Below are 18,794 nucleotides of genomic sequence, written 5' to 3' on the forward strand. Positions count from 1 at the left end.
GACCGCCGCGGGCGCAACCTCTTCGTTCGGGCCGTTACCGCCGCGGGCGCAACCTCTTCGTTCGGGCCGTTACCGCCGCGGGCGCAACCTCTTCGTTCGGGCCGTTACCGCCGCGGGCGCAACGTCCTTGCCCGAGCCGCCACCGCCGCTCGCATACCCTCCTTGCTCGGGCCGCTACCGCTGTTCGCGCAGCGCCTTCGCCTGCGCCACCACCGCCGGCATCCCCAGCGCCGTCGCCTCCACCTCGGCCAACCGTGCCTGCTCCAGGCCAGCGGGATCCCCACCCGCCAGCAACAACGTCGCGTAGTCCGTCCGAGCCCTGGCCAGCCACGGCCGCGCACCCATCCGCCGCGCCTGGTCCACAGTGGACTGGAAGTGCGACTCGGCCTCCTCCGGCCGATCCGTCAGCACCGCCAGGTTCGCCAGCGCGTGCGACACCAGGCCCAGCGGACAGCCCGCGGAAGTGGCGACCAGACCCGCGTACGGGCGCAGGGTTTCGGCGAGGGTGGGGGCGTGTTCGGCCGCGCCGGTGAGGTGGGCCACCTCGGCCAGGAGCAGGGTCACCGGCATGCCGACGGTGGTGTCGATCAGGGGTTTGGCGCCGTCGGCGAGCAGGCGGTCGAGCAGGGCCCTGGCCTCCACGTGATGGCCGAGGTGGGCGCGCAGCCACACCGTGACGCAACGCAGCGCGGGGGACAGCATGGGCACCGCGCCCACCAGGGTGGTGTAGGCGTCGGTGGCGGCGTGCGCGGTGGCCAGGTCGCCGCGGTCCAGGGCCAGGCGGGCCAGGTGGTGCTGGAAGGAGGCTTCGGCGAGGGGGTGGTTGGCCTGGCGGCCGTGCACCAGGGCCTGACGGGTCAGCGCCTCGGCTTCGGCGAAGTCGCCGTCGGCGTGCCGGATCGTGGCCGCGCACAGCCGCTGGTAGTACAGCCACAGCGGATGCCGCAGCCGTTCGGCCAGCGCGCCGGTGACCGCCAGCCCGGACTCCATGGCGTTGCGCTCGCCCAGGTCCAGATTGGCCAGCAAGCACCACAGATGCGCCTCCATGGCGACCAGGTCGGCACCGGCCCGTTCGGCCGCGGCAGCGGCCTCGGTGGCGATCACCAGCCGCTCCCGCGCGTTGTGCGGCGACCACATGGCCTGGTGGTACACGGCGAGCACCTCGGCCAGGGTGGCCTGACCGCTCAGCTCGTCGGGAGAGCCTGGACTCGGCGGAGTGCCTGGGCCGGCGGGGCGGCCCAGGGGAGCCGGATTGCCGGAGCTGGTCGGCCTGCTCAACCCGGCCGGAGTGCCCGAACCGGTCGAACTGCTCAGCCCGGCGGGATTGCCCGAGCCGGGCGAACCGCTTAGCCCGGCCGGAGTGCCCGACCTGGTGGGGCTCAGGCCCGCCGGGCTGCCCGGTCCGCCCGAGCTACCCTGACCAGCCGCCTCGCCCTGCCAGGCCGCACTGCCCCGCCCGCCAGAGCTGCCGTTGTCCTGCCTGGCCGAGCTACCCCACCGGCCGGGATTGTCCTGCCTGGCGGAGCTTTCCAGCCCGCCGGAACTGCCCCGTCCACCGGAACTGCCCCGCTCACCTGCGCTGCGCTGTCCTCCTTCGCTGTCCAGCTCGCCCTGCCTGCTCTGTCCGTGCTGCCCACCCGGGTCGCCCGGCGACCCGGGGTCGCTCAGCCTGCGGGCCATGGCCAGTGCCTGCCCGGCCACCACCCCCCGGCGTTCCCAGCTGGTCTCCGCCGGGTCCAGTTCCTTGGCCAGCCGCGCCAGTACCCGGGCGCGCAGCTCGCCGTCGCCTGGCGGCAGCCCGTCCAGGGCCAGCTCCAGGCGCCGGACCAGGCGGGGTTCGTGCAGTGCGAGCTGGTTGCCTACGCAGCAGCCCAGTGCGGCCCGAGCCGCGGTCTCGCCGTCCTGGACCGTGCGAGCCAGCTCGAACGCCTGCTCGTACCCGGCCACCGCTTCGGTGAGCGCGCCCGAGTACGAGCGTGCCTCCGCGAGCGCCAGCAGGATCCGGGCGCGCCGGACCCGGTCGCGGTCGTCGTCGCCCAACAGGTCCAGGGCCCGTTGGAAGCTGACGGCCGCGTCCTCGTAGGCCAGCGCCCGGAGTGCGGCGCGGCCCGCGCGGACCCGGTGCACGGCGGCCTCGTCCGGCCGGTCGCCCAGGGTGAGGTGCTCGGCGAGCCGGTCGGACGCCTCATCGGCGCGGGCGCACGCGGCGATCGCCGTGGCGGCCCGGCGATGCAACGCGGCTCGCTCCGGTGCGGGGATCCGGTCGGCCACCGCTTCCCGTAGCAGGCTGTGCGGAAAGCGTAGCATCTGCTCCGCTTGAGTGCCAATCAGGCCGCGGCGGAGGGGTTCGGCCAGGCGGGACCACACCTCGGGTGGCTCGATCCCGGCCAGTTCGGCCAGCTCGGCGACGTCCACCGACAGGCCCAGCACCGCCGCCTGGCACAGCAGTTCCACCGTCTCCCTCGACAGTTCGGCCAGCCGCAACGCGGTCACCTGCCGCACCCCGGAGGGCACCGCGGTCAGCGCCACCGGGGCCGCGGTGTGCCGCAGCAACCGGGCCACCTCGGTGGCCAGGAACGGATTCCCGCCGCAGCGCTCGTGCACCGCGGCCACCAGCGCGGGCTCCGGCGCAGACCCGGTGACTTGCCCCAGCAGCGACCCGGTCGCGCCCATGTCCAGCCCGCCCAGCTCGATCCGGGTGCCCAGCCGGGCCAGCTCACCCTCGGGCGCCTCCCGGCAGGTCCCGATCACCAGCAGCGCGGCCGAACGCAACTGCGGCGCCAGGAACTCCAGGCAGCGCACCGTGCCCTCATCGGCCCAGTGCAGGTCGTCGAGCACCACCAGCGTCGGCACGCCATCGGCGGTCAGCAACCCGGTCAGATCGTCGAAGAGCCGGTACCGCGCGAACTCATCCGGCCGCGCCGAGGCAGGCAGCGGCCGCAGCCATGGGTGCTCGCCGCCGGTGCCCAGCTCGCCGTGGTGCTGCCGCAACACCTGGATCCACGGCCAGAACGCCGGCCCGCCACTGGCGCCCCAGCGGGTCCGGAACCCGCGCGCGGACGCGCTCGCGCTGACCTGTTCGGCCAGCGCGGTCTTGCCGATCCCCGCCTCACCGGTGAGCAGCGCCAGTCCGCCCCGCCCCGCCGCGGCCTGGTCCAGCGTGGCGGCCAGCTCGGCCTCGGGCAGCTCCCGGCCGAGAAGTGTCCGCATCCCGCCCCCTTGATCCAACTCCAGCATCCCCGGTGCCACCGTGGCACCGCAACGCGCCGGAACGCAGGGCGGCACCCAGGTCCGCCCGCCCGGTCGTTGACACCGCCCGGCCCGCGGCTCGTGTCGGCCGGGTTACCGGGCCTCACTCGGTCGTGTGGTCGCCGTTTCCGCGGCGCAAACCCCTGGTAAAGCGCGCCTACCGACCGTTCGGTAGTGGCCAGTATTCCGCACAGGGCAGCCCCCGCTGCTCCACCTGGTCGAATCTGAAGGAGAAGACATGCGCACCTGGGCCCGCCGCACCGCCGCTGTCGCGCTCACCATTCCGGTCGTCGCTCTCATCGCCGGTGGCTCCGCCTCGGCCGCGGAGATCACCCCGATCGCGGAGTACCTGGACGCGACCGTGGCCGGCACCTCCAAGGCCGTGGTCAAGGCCCTGGCGGCCCTGCTCGGCGTGAGCTGCTGAGCCCACCCGGCACGCGGCGCCCCGCCGAACCGTTCGGCGGGGCGCCGCGCTGTGCGGGGCTAGTTCATGTTGGCCCGGTACAACCGTTCCGCGGTCGCGCCGAAGACCACGCCGATCGCGGTCGCCCCCGCCCCGGCCGAGTGGTTGGCCCACAGATATCCCAGCCCGGTCGGTGTGCTCGACCCGGTGATGTACCCGCCGCCGCTGCTGCCGCCCTCGGTGTCACAGGCGGTGCGCACGCTGGACCCGCTGAGCTGGGTCGGCTGGTTGCAGTAGGTCAGGTCCCGTCCGGTCCAGATCCGCGCCGCCGGGTAACCCCACACCGTGGTGCGCCCGCCGACCGGCCCGGTGAACCGGATCCCGTTGGCGCCCACCACATCCTCCAGGTTCTTCCCGCCGACCTGGCCGACCACGGCCAGCGCGTGGTCGTTGCCGCTGGTGGCCACCTTGCGGGCGGGCCAGCGTCCGTACGGCGCGTCCCCGCTGCCCGCGGAGTTGTAGGCGGGCACGAACATCACGTTGGTGGTGCCGGCGAGGCAGTGCGCGGCCGACCACACCACGCTCTTGTTCGGCGCGGTGACCACGCTCGCCGAACACCAGCTGTTCCGGCCGCTCTTGGTCCAGAACACCTTGCCGTGCACCCGAACGCCGGGCGCGGTGTAGGGCCGGGGGGCCTTGGTCAGTTCGGCCAGGACTCCGGCGGCCGGGTCGCCGAGGGCCGGTTCGCCGGTGTCCGGCGAGGTGGCAGCGGCCATCCGGTCCGGCGTCCAGTAGCCGAGGATGTCCGACGGCGTGCCGTTCGCGATGGGGCCGGGCGCGAGCAGCGCCGCCGCGAGCAGTGCGCCGAGCAGGGTTGACGATCGTGTGACCATGACGAACTCCTTACTGGGCAAGGGCGAGTTCGCCTCGGTGGTATCAGCGCGGGTCCGCCGCGGCAGGGCCGTTGGCGGCTATCCGGCAGGGCGATGGCGCAAAGTTCCGGAACGGCAGGACTTCTAACATCCGGCTGACACCGGGTCGAACCGGCACGCCGTCGTTCTGGCAAGCGGTTGCTCCGCACGGCCCGCGCAGCCCCTGTTACCGCCCACCTCGGCCGCGTCCCAGTCACCGAAGCTCACCGCCGCCTGCCCGCTGCTCCAGGCCGGGAGGTCACCCGGATCCTGGGCAGCGCCAAGGGAACCAGGCTCGGCGCCGCCGAGGACAAGGAAGGCGGGGGGCTACACCTGCGCCTACCGGAACGGGCGGAGCACGGTGCTGGCGGTGGCCAGGCGCAGCGGCACGATGATCCTGTCCGCGCCCAAGGTCGTGCCGGAGCGCAAGCTGACCGAGGTGGCGCAGGCGGTGCTGCCGCGGCTCTGAGGATCACGAGACCTGGGTGAGTTCGTCGGCGCGTTGCCGCTTGCGGTCCCGCCGGTCCCAGAAGCTGAGCATCGGCGTGGCCATCATCGTGGTCACCAGCGCGACCACCACCAGTGCGCTGAACAGTTCCTTGGTGACGATCCCGGCGGCCAGCCCCACGTTGATCGCGATGAGCTGCATCAGCCCGCGCGCGTTCATCAGCGTGCCGACCCGCACCGCCACCGCTGGTTCCTCCCCGGTGAGCCGGGCGGCCAGCCAGCAGGCGCCGAACTTGCCCGCCACCGCGGCCAGCACGCAGGCCAGGGTGAACAGCAGCAGATCGGCGTGGAAGAGCAGGCCGAAGTCGGTGTTGAGGCCGGAGTAGGTGAAGAACAGCGGCAGCAGCACCGCGCCGACCGGCCGCAGGGTGTGCACGGCCTGGTCCACCGCCTCGGATCTGGGGAAGACCACGCCGAGGCTGAACGCGCCGAAGACCGCGTACAGGCCGATCACATCGGTGTACCAGGCGGCCAGGAACAGCGCGATCACCAGTACCAGCACCAGGTTCTCCGCGGTGACCCGCCCGGCCAGCGCGGCCACCCGGTTGCTGCCGCGGGCCAGCAGGGTCAGGATCAGCACCAGGCCGAGGGTGCCGCCGATGGCCACCGCGAACGGTCCGGCGCTGCCCCCGGCGATGCTGAGCACCCCGGCCAGCAGCACCCAGGCCACCGCGTCGTCCAGTGCGCCGGAGGCCATCGCGATGGAGCCGAACCGGGAGCCGGTCAGGCCGCGTTCGGTGATGATGCGGGCCAGCATGGGAAAGGCGGTGATGGACAGCGCCACGCCGACGAACAACGCGGACACCGTCAGCGACACGTTGTCCGGGAACACATCCACCAGTCCGTCGGCCAGCACGGTCAGCCCGATGCCCAGCAGCAGCGGCGCGAGCACCCCGGCCAGCGAGATCGCCGTGGCCGAGCGGGCCACCGCGCGCAGCCGGTCCACCCGGAACTCGTAGCCCGCCTGGAACATGAACACCACCAGGCCGATCTGCCCCACCACGTAGAGCACCGGCCGCAGTTGCTGCGGGAACAGCGCGGCCTCGGCGGCGGGCGCGATCAGGCCCAGCACCGACGGGCCCAGCACGACACCGGCCACCATCTCGCCGACCACCGGCGGCTGGCCGAGTGCGCGCAGCGCCCAGCCGACCAGTCGGCAGGTCAGCAGGATGACCACCACCGCGAGGAAGAACGCCGGGGCTAACTCGGTGTTGGACATGGGTTTCCGTCCTTCGCTGAGAGAAACCTAGTGGTGTGCCGGGCAACCCTGCTCGGTGTGGGTGTCGAAGTACCTGCCCGCCAGGCGTTGCCGCCGGGCGTCCAGGACCATCACGGTGCCCAGCACCAGCTGGACCAGGCTGCGGGACACATCCTCGCAGCGGTCCCGCACCCGCAGGAAGATCCGGACCGCGGGCAGGTGCCGGGGCCGGGCGCCGTGCCGGATCAGTAGGCAGGGAGCGCGGTTGGGCAGTGGGCGGGTGTGGCTGACCGGGGAGTCCAAACTGAAGCGCCGCAACACTTCCCGGCTCACCGCGCGCATCACCAACGGGGACAGCCGCCAGGCCGGGCAGGGCCGGTTCGCCGCGATGCCGAACGGGATGTGATGCTGCGGCCGGGTGGTGCGGTCGGTCCAGCGCTCCGGATCGAAGACCTCCGGCCGCGGGCAGCCGGTGGCCTGATAGTCGGGATAGTTGAAGCACAGCACGCTGCCGCGCGGGTAGGTCGGACCGTCGTCGAGTTCGAGGTCCGCGGTGGCGATCCGGTGCGCGATGCCGAACAGCGGGTACAGCCGGAAGGTCTCATCCAGCACCTGGTTGAAGTAGCGGCCGTCCGCGGGCCGCTCGGTCAGTCGTTGGCGCACCGGCGGATTCTGCGCCAGGGCAAGGAGTAGGTGCGCCATGGCCTCGGCGGATTGAACGACCGCGGTGTTGAAGAAGGTGCCCTGCAGGTAATGCGCGGTGTCCAGTGTGGACAGTCCACTTGGGAGTTCGTGCGGGATGTCGCCGTCGCGGACCCGGTGGTGCAGGTAGCGGGTGAGCCGGGCGCGGCGTTCCGGGTGGCGCAATCCGGTGCACTTCAACGCGGTCACCACGTCGTCGGCGTGCCCGATGATCAGGTCGCGGGCCGCGCGCGGGCAGGGTTCGCGGAAGACCAGCTCGTAGAAGAACTCCGCCCACACCGGCATCATCAGGTCCCGCAAGCGGACCAGGGTGATCTCGCCGGGCGTCAGCTCGTCGAGCACCTGCCCGGCGCAGCGGGCGGCCAGCGTGGTCAGTTCCTCGCTGGTGCCGGCCAGGATCCGCGCGGTGGCGGCGGCGACCTCGTCGTAGCGCGGACCGGGTTCCAGGTGCTCCTGGTGGATTTCCGGGCCGGGTGCGAGCCAGTACCAGAACAGGTCGGACAGGCCCGCGCCCTTGCTGCGACCGGTCGCAGCCGGGTGCGAGTAGACCTCCTGGAACCGATCCGGGCCGACCTCGGCGTTCGGGAAGGTCACCGCGGCATCGCCATTGACCAGGGTGAACACCTTGCCGCGCAACGCGGTCACCCGCTTGGGCAGCCAGTGCGGCGCGGTCAGCACCGCGACCGCGGCCAGCCAGCGCAACGGTTTCAGCACCGGCACCCCCTCGGCACCACCAGGTCCGCGGTCAGCTCGGCCGGGCGGCTCGCCCCGCACAGGGCGAGCACGTGGTCCAGTTCGGTCCGGATCAGCTCGAGTACCTGGCGCACACCGGATTCCCCGGCCGCGGCCAGTCCCCACAGCACCGGGCGGCCCAGACCGACCGCGGTCGCGCCCAGGGCCAGCGCGATCACCGCGTCGCTGCCGCGGCGCACCCCGCCGTCCAGTAGCACCGGGATCTCGCCGTCCACAGTGGACACAATGGGGGGCAGGGCCTCGATGGTGGCCTGGGCGGCGTCGAGCTGGCGGCCGCCGTGGTTGGACACGATGATCCCGTCCAGTCCGGCTTCCACGGCCAACCGGGCGTCCGCCGGGTGCAGGATTCCCTTGAGCAGCAACGGCAACCGGGTCAGCGCGCGCAACCTGGCCAGATGCGCCCAGGAGAAGTCGGCGGACATGTCGATCTCCCGTGGACCGCCCGGCAGGTCCTGCATGTTCGCCGTGGTCAACCCGGCTGGCAGCTCGTGGAAGCCGTTGCGCTGATCGCGTTCCCGCCGCCCGAACACCGGCGAGTCCACGGTGATCACCAGCGCCGAGCAGCCCGCCGCCTCCGCGCGCCGCACCAGGTGCTCGGTGACCGCCGGATCCCGTTGCAGGTACAGCTGGAACCACACCGCGGCGGCCGGATCCACCGCCCTGGCCGCCGCCGCCACCTCGCCGATGGCCACCGTGGCGGCCATGCTGGAGATCAGCACCGCCCCGGCCGCGGCGGTGGCCCGCGCGGTGGCCAGTTCGCCGTCGGGGTGGGCGAGGCGGTGGAAGGCGGTCGGCGCCACGAACACCGGCAGTGCCGCCAGTGCCCCGGGCAGCATGGTGCGCAGATCGCGGATGTCGTTGCCGCGCAACACCCTGGGCCGCAGGGCGAGGCGGCCGAAGGCGCGTTCGTTCTCAGCGAGCGCGACCTCCGCGCCCGCCCCGCCGGCGAAGAAGTCGTAGTGCACCGGGTCCAGGCGCTGGCGTGCCCGCTCGTGCAGCCCGGCCAGCGAGTCGGTCACGGCATGCCCACCTGGGCCGGGGCGAGCTGGCGGCGCAGGAACTCACGCAGCGGGGCCCGGTGCACCGCCTCGCTGTCCCACTCGTTCTCCAGGTTCTCCGTGATGTGGTGCTCGGCGAGCAGTTCCCCAGCCCGGAAATGTCGCACGACCGGGTGCAGGTAGCGCGCGTCCAGGCCGCTGGTGTCCTGCTGCGACATCCGGTCGATCTTGATGTCGAACGGGTCCACCTGATCGTGGTCCAGCCCGTATTCCAGGGTCACGCTCAAGTAGGAGTCGACCGGGCCGAACTCGCCGCCGGCCACCGCGGTGTGCAGGTGCGCCACCGGCACCTCCTCGGTGAAGCGCAACCTACCGTCCGGTCGGATGAGCACCGCGTCGCCGAGGAAACCGAAGAGCTGCCACAGCGCCGAGGTGCGGTTGACCCGCTCGATGATCGCGTCGGTGGCCGCCTCGGCGGTGGGGGAGAGGTCGTGACTGGGCCAGGACTGGTCGTGATGGCGCTGTTCCAGGATGCGGTGCAGGGCGCGCACGCCGTAGCGGAAGCCGTGGATGAACCCGCTGGTGGACTTCTTGAAGTCGCGGACCTGGGTGATCGTGCCGGCGAAGTGCAGACCGGGCACGTTCACCGACTCCCAGGCGTCGGTCTGCGCCGGGAAACGATCGGAAATGGTCAGTTCCGGTCGGCATTCCTGATCAAAAATCGAGGCGTCGAACCGGAAGCCGGTCGCCAGGATCACCCGGTCATAGGAAATTTCCTTGACCACCTCGTTCACCCTGACAAAGCCCACCCGCACCAGGAACTTCTCCCCATCGCGCCGAATGCTGACAATGCGGCCGTCCAGCAGTGCGTTCTGGGATTTGAGCTGGTAGGTGTCCAGGAAGTTGTTGTTCACCGCCCGCAGGTGCCCGACGAAGTGGGTCTGCCAGGCGAACCGCAGTGGCCGCGGTCCGGCCAGATGGATCACCGCGGCGGTCTCGATCAGGCTGTCCGCGGTCTCGAACGCGGAGTTCCCGCGACCGATGATCAGCACCTTCTGGCCCACGAAATCCGCCGGATCGGTGGACACCTCGCCGTAGGGCTCGGCCAGTTCGACCCCGTCGATGTCGGCCGGGATGTGCGGGCGGGACACCCCGGTGGCCATGATGATCCGCTCGGCCCGGTAGGTGTTGCCGTCACTGTCGGTGGCGACAAAGGCATCCGGCCGGCTGATCCGGGTGATCCGGGTGTTGTGCCTGATCCGGAGCTTGTGCTCGGTGGCGAAGTCGGCCAGGTAGCGGACCATGTCCTCGGCGTCGGGGAAGTAGCGCGGGGTGTAGCCGGTGAACAGCGGGGAGAACTCGGTGGAGAGCAGCGAGTTCCAGTCGGTGCGCAGCCGCAGCTCCGGGTCGTCCCAGCCGGTGTGCACCTTGTTGATGGAGATCAGCTTCCGGTGCCGGGGGAAGCGGGCGAAGAACGCGCCGGGCGCCGCGCCGCCCTCGACGATCAGGTAGTCGCGTCCCGCCTGCTCCAGGAAATACCCCATCTGGAGCCCGGCCGGGCCGCCGCCCACCACCAGGTATTCCACCGAACGCTCTTCGGTCATCTGATTTCTCCACTTCCGTGAACAAGATGACGTGCCGGTCCTTTAATAGTCAACAACACCATCCTATCGACACCAGGTGATCTGGTTCACAGTCTAAAGTAGGTGGCGAAACAAATGGGATCAAGTTACGGAGTGGGCCGATCGGCCCTAATTTCCTGTCGACATTCTGTCGGCTATCGGCGGGTGCGGCCGACGGTGGTAGGTGTCGGCTCATGCGCAGCGGTGTGTACCCCCAGTCCCTGCTGGACGCGCTGGCCGGCGCGCCTGACGCGCCCGCGTTCGAGCACGGTTCCCGGGTGCTCACCCGCGCCGAACTGCTCGACCTGGTCGGCCGGTTCCGCGGTGGCCTGCGGGCCGCCGGTCTCGGCCGGGGCAGCGGACTCGGCGTGTCCACCGCCGTCACCCCCGATGCCTTCGCCCTGCACCTGGCCGCGCTGACCCTCGGTTGCCGGGTGCTGGGCCTGCGCCCCGGCCTGAGTGCCGGCCAGCTTCCGGCCGCGCTGGCCGGCCTGGACGCACTGGTCCTCGACCACACCACCGACACGCCAGACCTACGGACCGCCGCCGGTGACATCCAGTTCCTGTGCCTGGGACCGGACCTGCTCGGCGGCTACGAGGAACCGGTGGCCACCGGCGACCCGGCGGAGGTCGCGCTGCTCATCCTCACCAGCGGCAGCACCGGCACACCCAAGCGCGCCGCGCTGACCTACGGCGCGCTGACCACCCAGTGGTCGTGGAATCCCGAGACCTGGACCGCCCCGGCGATCCGGCTGGCCGAGGCATTCCGCAGGTTCCTGCTGTTCGGCACGTTGAGCAGCGCGGTCATGCAGGAGTTCCTCGGACTGTGCCTATGTTCCGGTGGCACCGCGGTGATCCCGCAGGGTCTGCCCGACTTCCCCGCGGTGATCGAGGACTTGCGGATCACCGCCAGCATGCTCACCGTCCCGCGCCTGCACCACGTCCTGGACACCTTGCGCACCAAGGACGTCGACCTCAGCACGCTGCGCGCGCTGATCATCTCCGGGTCACCGCTGGCCCCGCACCGGCTGACCGAGGCATACCAACGCATCGGGCCCGCGATCCACCAAGCCTACGGTCAGACCGAGATCGGCCTGCTCACCCTGCTGACTCCCACCGACGTCGCCGCCCACCCGGACACCATCCGATCGGTAGGCAAGCCCTACCCGGCGGTCACCCTGGAGATCCGCGACCCCGAGCACAACCCCGTCCCGGCCGGCACCTCCGGCGAGATCTGGGTGAAGGCCGCCTACCAGACGGTCGGCTACTGGAACGACCCCGGGCAAACCAGGGAGATCCTCCAGGACGGCTGGCTCCGCACCCGTGACCTGGGCCGCCTCGACGAGCACGGCTACCTGTACCTGACCGGACGGGCCCGAGATGTGGTGATCGTCAACGCGATCATCCACTACGCGGGCGCGATCGAGCAGGCACTGGCGAGCCATCCGGACGTGGATCAGGCGTATGTGGTGGGGGCGCCGGATGAGCGGACGGGGGAGGCGGCGCACGCGTTCGTGGTGCCGGTGCGGGGGCGGGTGCCGGACCTGGCCGCGTTGCGGGCGCGGGTGGCGGCGGAACTGGGGGCGGCGGCGGTGCCGGCGACCATCTCGGTGCGGGAGTCGGTGCCGGTGGCGGCCAGTGACAAGCCGGACAAGCGGGCGTTGCTCACGGAGTTGCCGAGGCACTGAGCTGCGGCGGATCGCGTCCCTACCGACCGGTCGGGCGGGGTGCGGAAACCGGCTGCGGAGGCATGACGCCGCCGGGCATGATCCGGGAGTGCAGCGAATCGAGCGGCCGCCGACTGAGGCGCACACCCTGTTGCTGCCGGAGACCGAGTGCCTACCGGATGGTTGGCGGCGTTGCCTGATCGGTTTCCTCGCGCCGGAACTCCTGCGGCCGCACCTGCGCGCGGGGCCAGGATGCCGGTGCTGGAAGGTCCCCGGACCGTGGCCACCGCGGACATCGAGATCGTCCTCGACTAGCGGTTCCGTTGTGTCGCAGGCTGTCTAGCCGGAGTGGACACGGATGATCCCACCTGGCGACACAGGTGGGATCCAGTGGCGTGCGATGGCCGGGTCAGTCGATCAGGGCTCGGAGTTCTTCCAGGCTCATGGTCAGGGTGTCCTCCATGGGCGTCGGCGCCGGGGCGGAGGGGATGGGCTGGGGGTCGGAAACAGGCTGTGACATGGCGAGCACTTTATGACGTTCGCGGCGTCGGCGGAACCGGCTGCCCGGATGGTGTGACAGACGAGATCATCACCGTTTCCAAACAGGTTCCACACACCGGTCGGCGAGCATCCCCCGACATGACGAACTTCGAGTTCCGGGGGCGGTCGCGGACCGTGGCCATCGCCCTGCTTGCCTTGGGCGCGAGCCTGATCAGCCCGGTCGCCACCGCGGCGCCGGGGGAGGTGCTGGTGCAGGATCTCGCCCAGTCCGCCGCCGAACAACAGGCCGTGCGCGACTACTGGACGCCGGAGCGGATCGCCCGCCTGGAGGTCGGGGATCCCGGGCCGGGCGGGCCGCCGGAGAACGGGCCGGACGGAGCGAGCGTGGCCCCGGGCACCGCCCTCGACCGAACGGTCGGTCGGCTCTTCTTCGTCGGGCGCGGCGAGGACTCCAGCTGCACCGCCACCCTGGTGCGCTCGGCCAACCGCGACACCCTGGTCACCGGCGGGCACTGCGTGCACTCCGCGGACCTGCTCGGGCGGGACCCGCAGTGGCACGAGAAGGTGTTGTGGGCGCCCGGATTCCGGGACAACACCATGCCCAACGGCGCGTTCGTGGCCCGCAGCCTTCTCATCCACCGCACCTGGCGGGAGGACGACCAGCAAAGCAACTTCGACCAGGCCTTCGTGGTGCTCGGGCCGGATGCCCAGGGACGCAAGGCCGAGGACGGGGTGATCGCGCAGAACCTGGCGATCGGACTGCCGGGCGGACTGCCCGCGACCGAGTTCGGGTACCCGAGGGCCGCCCGCAAGCCGGGGCACCAGGGACGGCCGGAGTTCACCGGGATGCGCCCGGCCCGGTGCTGGGGCACACCGCGACGTGATCTCGGTAGCGCCGAATGGCCCTCCTCGCCGGACATGTGGGGCGTCGGCTGCGATATGGGCGGTGGGGCCAGTGGCGGGCCGCGGATCGCCCTGCTCAACGACAAGCTCGGCCTGGGCGCCGTGGTCGGCGTCAACACCCAGGGTGGCTACCTCGACGGCAAGGGCAACAGGTGCGAGTCGCCGAAGCCGGGGCAGCAGCCAGCGCCCGGGTGCGCGCGGTTCCTGACCGGGCCGCAGTTCACCCCGGAGATCACCGGCAAGCTCTACGCCAGCGCCTCGCACCGCTGATCACGGCGGGTTTCCGCCGCCCTGGTAACGCGTGCCGTGTCCCGTGTCCCGCGGGGCACGGTTTCGCGCCGGGTGTTGACAGCGAGCCCGCCCGCTCCCAAGAATGCGTTTTCCACGATCCTATACGATCCATGGAGAACGGTGGGAGCTGCGAGTGGCGACGGTGCGCAAGGCGGCGGCGTTCCTGGTCGAGCTTGAGGTGGAGCGGGTGCGCACCGACGCGGTGCAGGCGTTCCGGGCCCAGGAGACCGTGTTCGTGGAGATCACCACCGAGGACGGCGCGGTCGGGCTGGGCTACAGCTACACCATCGGCACCGGCGGCTCCGCGGTGCTCGCCTTGTTGCGCGATCACCTGTTGCCGCAGCTGGAAGGCGTCGACACCCGGCTGATCGAGTCGTTGTGGCAGCAGCTGTTCGCCTCCACCCGCGCCACCACGGTCGGCGCGATCACCTCCCTGGCCCTGGCCGCGGTGGACACCGCGCTGTGGGACCTGCGCTGTCTGCGGGCCGGGGAACCGTTGTGGCGCATGGCCGGCGGCTTCCGCTCCCGGGTGCCCGCCTACGACACCGAGGGCGGCTGGCTGCACCTGAGCCCGGACGAGCTGGTCGCCGGGGCGGTCGCGGCGGCCGCGGCCGGGTGGCGCGGGGTCAAGGTCAAGGTGGGCAAGCCCAACGCCGCCGAGGACCTGGCGAGGTTGCGGGCGGTGCGGGCCGCGGTCGGGCCGGAGTTCGCGCTCATGGTGGACGCCAACCAGTCGATGACCGCGGCCGAGGCGATCCGGCGGGCCCGGCTGTTCGAGCAGGTGGACCTGGGCTGGCTGGAGGAACCACTGCCCGCCGACGACCTGGCCGGGCACGAGCGGCTGGCCGCCGCGACCAGCATCCCGATCGCCGTGGGCGAATCGCTGTACTCGATCGCCCAGTTCCGCGAGTACCTGCAGCGCGGCGCGGCCGGGATCGTGCAGGTGGACGTGGCCCGGATCGGCGGGATCACCCCGTGGCTCAAGGTGGCGCATCTGGCCGAGGCGTTCAACGTGGCCGTGTGCCCGCACTTCCTGATGGAACTGCACGTGAGCCTGGCCGCGGCGGTGCCCAATGGCCGCTACGTCGAGCACATCCCGCAGTTGCGGGCGATCACCACGGCGGAGCTGACCATTGTGGACGGTCACGCGGTCGCGCCGGAGACCCCTGGCCTGGGCATCGCCTGGGACCGGGATGCCATGGACGATCTGCGGATCGCCTGACCCAGCGCGGCGAAAGGGCGAGGACATGGGAGCCGGTCGGTTACGGGCCGCGGCGATGCTCAGCACGGGAGCGCTGACCCTGGCACTGCTGCAACCGGTCACCGCTACTGCGGCGCCGGAGGAGTCCACAGTGGACGTCTCGGCAGGCGGGGTCGCGCAGAAGCCCTATCTGGGGTGGAGCAGCTGGAGTTTGCAGGCCACCAAGTATCCCGGGGTCAACCCGACCGGTCCGGCGAGCTGGCTCACCGAGCAGAACGTGCTGGCCCAGGCCGATGTCATGGCCGCGAAACTGCGCAAGCACGGCTACGAGTACGTGAACGTGGACGCCGGGTGGGCCGGCGGGTTCGACGAGTACGGGCGGCCCCTGGCCAATCCGAAGACCTTCCCGCGCGGCATCAAATTCCTCGGCGATTACCTGCACCGCAAGGGCCTCAAGATGGGCTCCTACCTGGCGGTCGGCCTCGACCCGGCGGCCTACCGCGACGGCGGCACCCCGATCTTCGGCGCGCCGGGCTGCCACACCAGGGACATCGTCTACCCGGATCTGCGCCGCACCAACGGCTGGGACAGCGCCTACCGGATGGACTTCGGCAACCCCTGCGCCGAGAAGTACCTCGACTCCCTCGCCGCGCACCTGGCCGGCTGGGGCGTGGACCTGCTGAAGCTGGACGGGGTCGGACCCGGCTCGTTCAAGGGTGGCCCCAACTACGACAACACCGCCGATGTGGCGGCCTGGTCGCGGGCGATCAAGCGGACCGGGCGGCCGATGGAGGTCCTCATCTCCTGGGCGCTGACCCACACCAAGGCCGCCGAGTGGAAGCGATACACCACCGGCTGGCGGATCGACACCGATGTCGAGTGCTACTGCGAGACCCTGGTGAAGTGGGACCAGTCGGTGCGGCAGCGCTGGACCGATGTGGTGCAGTGGATCGACGACGCCGGACCAGGGCACTGGAACAACCTGGACTCGGTCAACGTCGGCAACGGCGAGATGGACGGGCTCACCGAGGCGGAACGCCAGAGCTATCTGACGTTCTGGGCCATCCAGGCCAGTCCGCTCTACCTCGGCGACGATCTGACCACATTGGACAGTTATGGCCTCTCGCTGATCACCAACGATGAGGTGATCGCGGTTAACCAGGCCGGGAAACCCGCTCGCCCGGTGAGTCAGGCCAGTGATCAGCAGGTCTGGTCCGCGCGCAACGACGACGGCAGCTACACGGTCGCGCTGTTCAACCTCGGCGCGGCCCCGGCCACCGTGCGCGCGGACTGGCGGGACGTCGGTTTCACCGGCGAGGCAAGGGTTCGCGACCTCTGGAGCCACCGGGAACTCGGCCGCGCCGCCGGGTTCTCGGCCCTGCTGCCCGCACACGGTTCCCGGCTGCTGCGGGTCACGCCGCCAGACCGTGGTGATCGGCCGACGATCCCCACGATCATCCGCGGCACCGGGACCGGTGCGGGCAGTCTCGCCCTGGCCTGGCAACCTTCCGCGTACCGCAAGGGAATCAGCGGCTACGACGTGCTGCTGGACGGCAACCGCGTGCGCACCGTGTCCGGCCCGGGAGTCACCCTCACCGGTCTGGAACCGGGCAGCGCACACCGGATCACCGTGCTCGCGGTCGGCAAGGACGGCCGGAAATCCCTGCCCAGCACCGAATTCCCGGCCACCGTCGCCGGCGGTCCAAGCAGTTACGAGGGTGAGGACCAGGCCAACGTGCTCACGGGCGGCGCGGGCCGGTCGGGCTGTTCCGGGTGTGCCCAGGGCGGCAAGGCAGGCAACCTCGGCGTTTCCGGCACACTCACCTTCCCCGCGGTCACCGTCCCGGCCGACGGCACCTATCTGATGACCATCGACTACGTGGCCGCCGACTCCGGCCGCACCGCCGTGCTCGGCGTGGGGGAGCAGGAGATCCAGATCCCCATGGCGGGCAGCAACGACAACGAGTGGGACCGCCCCCAGCGGATCACCGTGCCGGTGCGGCTCAAGGCCGGTGCCAACGCGGTGCGGTTCGGGAATCCACGCGAGTACGTCGCCGACATCGACAAGATCACGGTCTGAGGAGCGCCAGGTGACCGTGCAACGCAACAGGATCCGGCGCCGGGACACCCCGGTGGCCTGGTTGCTGGTGGCGCCCGCGCTGCTGGGCTTCGGCGTGTTCTTCGCCTACCCGGCACTGCGCGGGGTCTACCTGAGCTTCACCGAGTTCCACGTGCTCACCCCGCCGAAGTGGATCGGCCTGGACAACTTCCGGCAGCTCTGGCGGGACGACGTCTTCTGGAACGCCCTGGGCATCACCGTGGAGTTCGTGGTGCTCTCGGTGCTGCTCGGGGTGTTCCTGTCCGTGCTGACCGCGGTGATGCTGCACCGGCTGACCCAGTCGGTCCTCATCCGCGGCGTGATCATCCTGCCGTTCCTCATCTCCGGCGTGGTGGCCGCGCTGGTGTGGCAGCTGATGCTCGACCCGCAGCTGGGCATCGTGAACGTGTGGCTGCGCGAGCTGTTCGGACAGCCGGTGTTCTTCTTCAACGAGGGCTGGGCCATCCCCACCCTCGCGGTGATCAACGTGTGGAAGTGGATGGGCTACTACGCGGTGCTGGTCTTCGCCGGACTACAGGCCATCCCGCCCACCGTGTACGAGGCCGGGCGGGTGGACGGGGCGAGCGAGCTGAAGATGTTCCGGCACCTCACGTTGCCGCTGCTGCGGCCGGTGCTGGTGATGGTGGTCATCCTGAACATCATCAGCGCTTTCCAGATCTTCGACATCGTCCAGGTCACCACCAAGGGCGGCCCGGCGAATGCCTCCAACGTGCTCAATATGTACATCTACCACAAGGCGTTCAGCCAGTTCGATTTCGGTTACGCCGCCACGATGTCGCTGACCCTGTTCGCGATGCTCATCGTGGTCACCTTCATCCAGTTGCGACTCGCCCGCGCCAACGAGTCCGATCTGGACTGAGGAGCAGACATGGCAACCAGCACGCGGAAACCGTTGTCGCCGGGGCGGATCCTGGCCTGGCTGTGCCTGATCGTGATCATGGCGGTGACGCTGTTCCCGTTCTACTGGATCCTGCGCACCGCGCTGTCCAACAACTTCGCGCTGCTCACCGACCCGTCCTCGCTGTTCCCGGTCGGCTTCACCTGGGGCGCGTTCAAGCGGGTGCTCGGATTGGCCAGTACCGCCGAAGCGCTGGCCGAGGGTGGGTCCGGGGCATCCCTGAACACCGCGCTGTACCTGCGGAACTCCGTCATCTACGCCACCGCCCAGACCGTGCTGGTGGTGTTCTTCTCCGCCGCCGCGGCCTACGCCTTCGCCCGGCTCCGCTGGCGCGGCCGCAACCTGGTCTTCGGAGTCCTGCTGTGCTCGCTGATGGTGCCGGAGATCCTGACCCTGCTGCCCAACTTCGTGCTGGTGCGCGATCTCGGCCTGACCGACACCTTCGGCGGGCTGGTGCTGCCCTACGGGATCTTCTCCGGCTTCACCCTGTTCTTCCTGCGGCAGTTCATGCTCGGCCTCAACCGGGAGATCGAGGAAGCGGCCACTGTGGACGGCGCCGGGCCGCTGCGGATCTTCGCCACCATCGTGCTGCCGATGTCGGCCGCGCCGATCGCCACCGTGTTCCTGCTCAACTTCATCAACACCTGGAACTACTTCATCTGGCCACTGCTGGTCAGCAACAGCGAGGACACCCGCCCGCTGACCCTGGCGCTGGCCGTGTTCAAACAGTCCTCGCCGCAGTCCGCTTTGGACTGGGCCGGGCTGATGGCGGCCACCCTGGTCGCCGCGCTGCCGATGTTCCTGCTGGTGCTCGCCTTCGGCAAGCGGATCGTCAACTCCATCGGCTTCACCGGCATCAAGTGAGCGAGCG

Annotated in this window: 14 protein-coding genes; 8 read left to right on the plus strand and 6 right to left on the minus strand. The window is 70.7% G+C overall.

The window, feature by feature from the left end; translation table 11 throughout:
• Positions 1 to 174: 174 nt before the first annotated feature.
• Entirely contained in the window at positions 175 to 3,210 is a 3,036-nt protein-coding gene (locus tag MZC64_RS26635) for an AAA family ATPase (RefSeq protein WP_247762134.1), read from the minus strand.
• A gap of 277 nt (positions 3,211 to 3,487) precedes the next feature.
• On the opposite strand from MZC64_RS26635, the gene MZC64_RS26640 reads away from it, so the two are divergent.
• Positions 3,488 to 3,673: a hypothetical protein gene (locus MZC64_RS26640; protein WP_247762132.1), complete on the plus strand. Its 186-nt coding sequence runs from the start codon at positions 3,488 to 3,490 to the stop codon at positions 3,671 to 3,673.
• 59 nt (positions 3,674 to 3,732) lie between these two features.
• On the opposite strand, the gene MZC64_RS26645 is transcribed toward MZC64_RS26640, so the two are convergent.
• Positions 3,733 to 4,545, minus strand: a complete 813-nt coding sequence (locus tag MZC64_RS26645) for a serine protease (protein ID WP_247762130.1) — start codon at positions 4,543 to 4,545, stop codon at positions 3,733 to 3,735.
• Here MZC64_RS26645 and MZC64_RS48045 point away from each other — a divergent pair.
• Positions 4,544 to 4,672 carry a hypothetical protein gene (locus tag MZC64_RS48045; protein ID WP_282105972.1) on the plus strand — a complete coding sequence of 43 codons (129 nt, stop codon included), beginning with the start codon at positions 4,544 to 4,546 and terminating at the stop codon, positions 4,670 to 4,672. The genes MZC64_RS26645 and MZC64_RS48045 overlap by 2 nt on opposite strands.
• 363 nt (positions 4,673 to 5,035) lie before the next feature.
• Here the strand turns inward: MZC64_RS48045 and MZC64_RS26650 are convergent, their stop codons facing one another.
• Genes MZC64_RS26650 through MZC64_RS26665 form a run of 4 tightly spaced genes read right to left on the minus strand, consistent with a single transcriptional unit; the run spans position 5,036 to position 10,325 of the window.
• Positions 5,036 to 6,289, minus strand: coding sequence for a cation:proton antiporter (locus MZC64_RS26650; RefSeq protein WP_247762128.1), 1,254 nt, complete (start codon positions 6,287 to 6,289; stop codon positions 5,036 to 5,038).
• Positions 6,290 to 6,316: 27 nt separating this feature from the next.
• Positions 6,317 to 7,684, minus strand: a complete 1,368-nt coding sequence (locus MZC64_RS26655; protein WP_247797753.1) for a cytochrome P450 — start codon at positions 7,682 to 7,684, stop codon at positions 6,317 to 6,319.
• Positions 7,678 to 8,742: an alpha-hydroxy acid oxidase gene (locus tag MZC64_RS26660; protein ID WP_247762124.1), complete on the minus strand. Its 1,065-nt coding sequence runs from the start codon at positions 8,740 to 8,742 to the stop codon at positions 7,678 to 7,680. The genes MZC64_RS26655 and MZC64_RS26660 overlap by 7 nt, the downstream gene beginning before the upstream one ends.
• Positions 8,739 to 10,325: an NAD(P)-binding domain-containing protein gene (locus MZC64_RS26665; protein WP_247762122.1), complete on the minus strand. Its 1,587-nt coding sequence runs from the start codon at positions 10,323 to 10,325 to the stop codon at positions 8,739 to 8,741. Before MZC64_RS26665 ends, MZC64_RS26660 begins: the two co-directional genes overlap by 4 nt.
• Before the next feature lie 212 nt (positions 10,326 to 10,537).
• On the opposite strand from MZC64_RS26665, the gene MZC64_RS26670 reads away from it, so the two are divergent.
• The 6 genes from MZC64_RS26670 (at position 10,538) to MZC64_RS26695 (ending at position 18,787) form a co-directional block, all read left to right on the plus strand.
• Positions 10,538 to 12,031 carry a class I adenylate-forming enzyme family protein gene (locus tag MZC64_RS26670; RefSeq protein ID WP_247762114.1) on the plus strand — a complete coding sequence of 498 codons (1,494 nt, stop codon included), beginning with the start codon at positions 10,538 to 10,540 and terminating at the stop codon, positions 12,029 to 12,031.
• A 618-nt stretch (positions 12,032 to 12,649) separates the two neighbouring features.
• Positions 12,650 to 13,684 carry a serine protease gene (locus MZC64_RS26675; protein WP_247762113.1) on the plus strand — a complete coding sequence of 345 codons (1,035 nt, stop codon included), beginning with the start codon at positions 12,650 to 12,652 and terminating at the stop codon, positions 13,682 to 13,684.
• 154 nt (positions 13,685 to 13,838) lie between these two features.
• Positions 13,839 to 14,927: a mandelate racemase/muconate lactonizing enzyme family protein gene (locus MZC64_RS26680; protein ID WP_247762112.1), complete on the plus strand. Its 1,089-nt coding sequence runs from the start codon at positions 13,839 to 13,841 to the stop codon at positions 14,925 to 14,927.
• Between the two features lie 25 nt (positions 14,928 to 14,952).
• Positions 14,953 to 16,986, plus strand: a complete 2,034-nt coding sequence (locus MZC64_RS26685) for a fibronectin type III domain-containing protein (protein WP_247762111.1) — start codon at positions 14,953 to 14,955, stop codon at positions 16,984 to 16,986.
• Between the two features lie 10 nt (positions 16,987 to 16,996).
• Complete coding sequence (locus MZC64_RS26690; protein WP_247762109.1) at positions 16,997 to 17,884, plus strand: carbohydrate ABC transporter permease; 888 nt, start codon at positions 16,997 to 16,999, stop codon at positions 17,882 to 17,884.
• 9 nt (positions 17,885 to 17,893) lie between these two features.
• Positions 17,894 to 18,787 (plus strand): carbohydrate ABC transporter permease, encoded by an 894-nt coding sequence (locus MZC64_RS26695; RefSeq protein WP_247762107.1) that lies wholly within the window; start codon positions 17,894 to 17,896, stop codon positions 18,785 to 18,787.
• Positions 18,788 to 18,794 lie beyond the last annotated feature (7 nt).

Source organism: Crossiella sp. S99.2 (genome assembly GCF_023094165.1).
Lineage (GTDB): Bacteria > Actinomycetota > Actinomycetes > Mycobacteriales > Pseudonocardiaceae > Crossiella.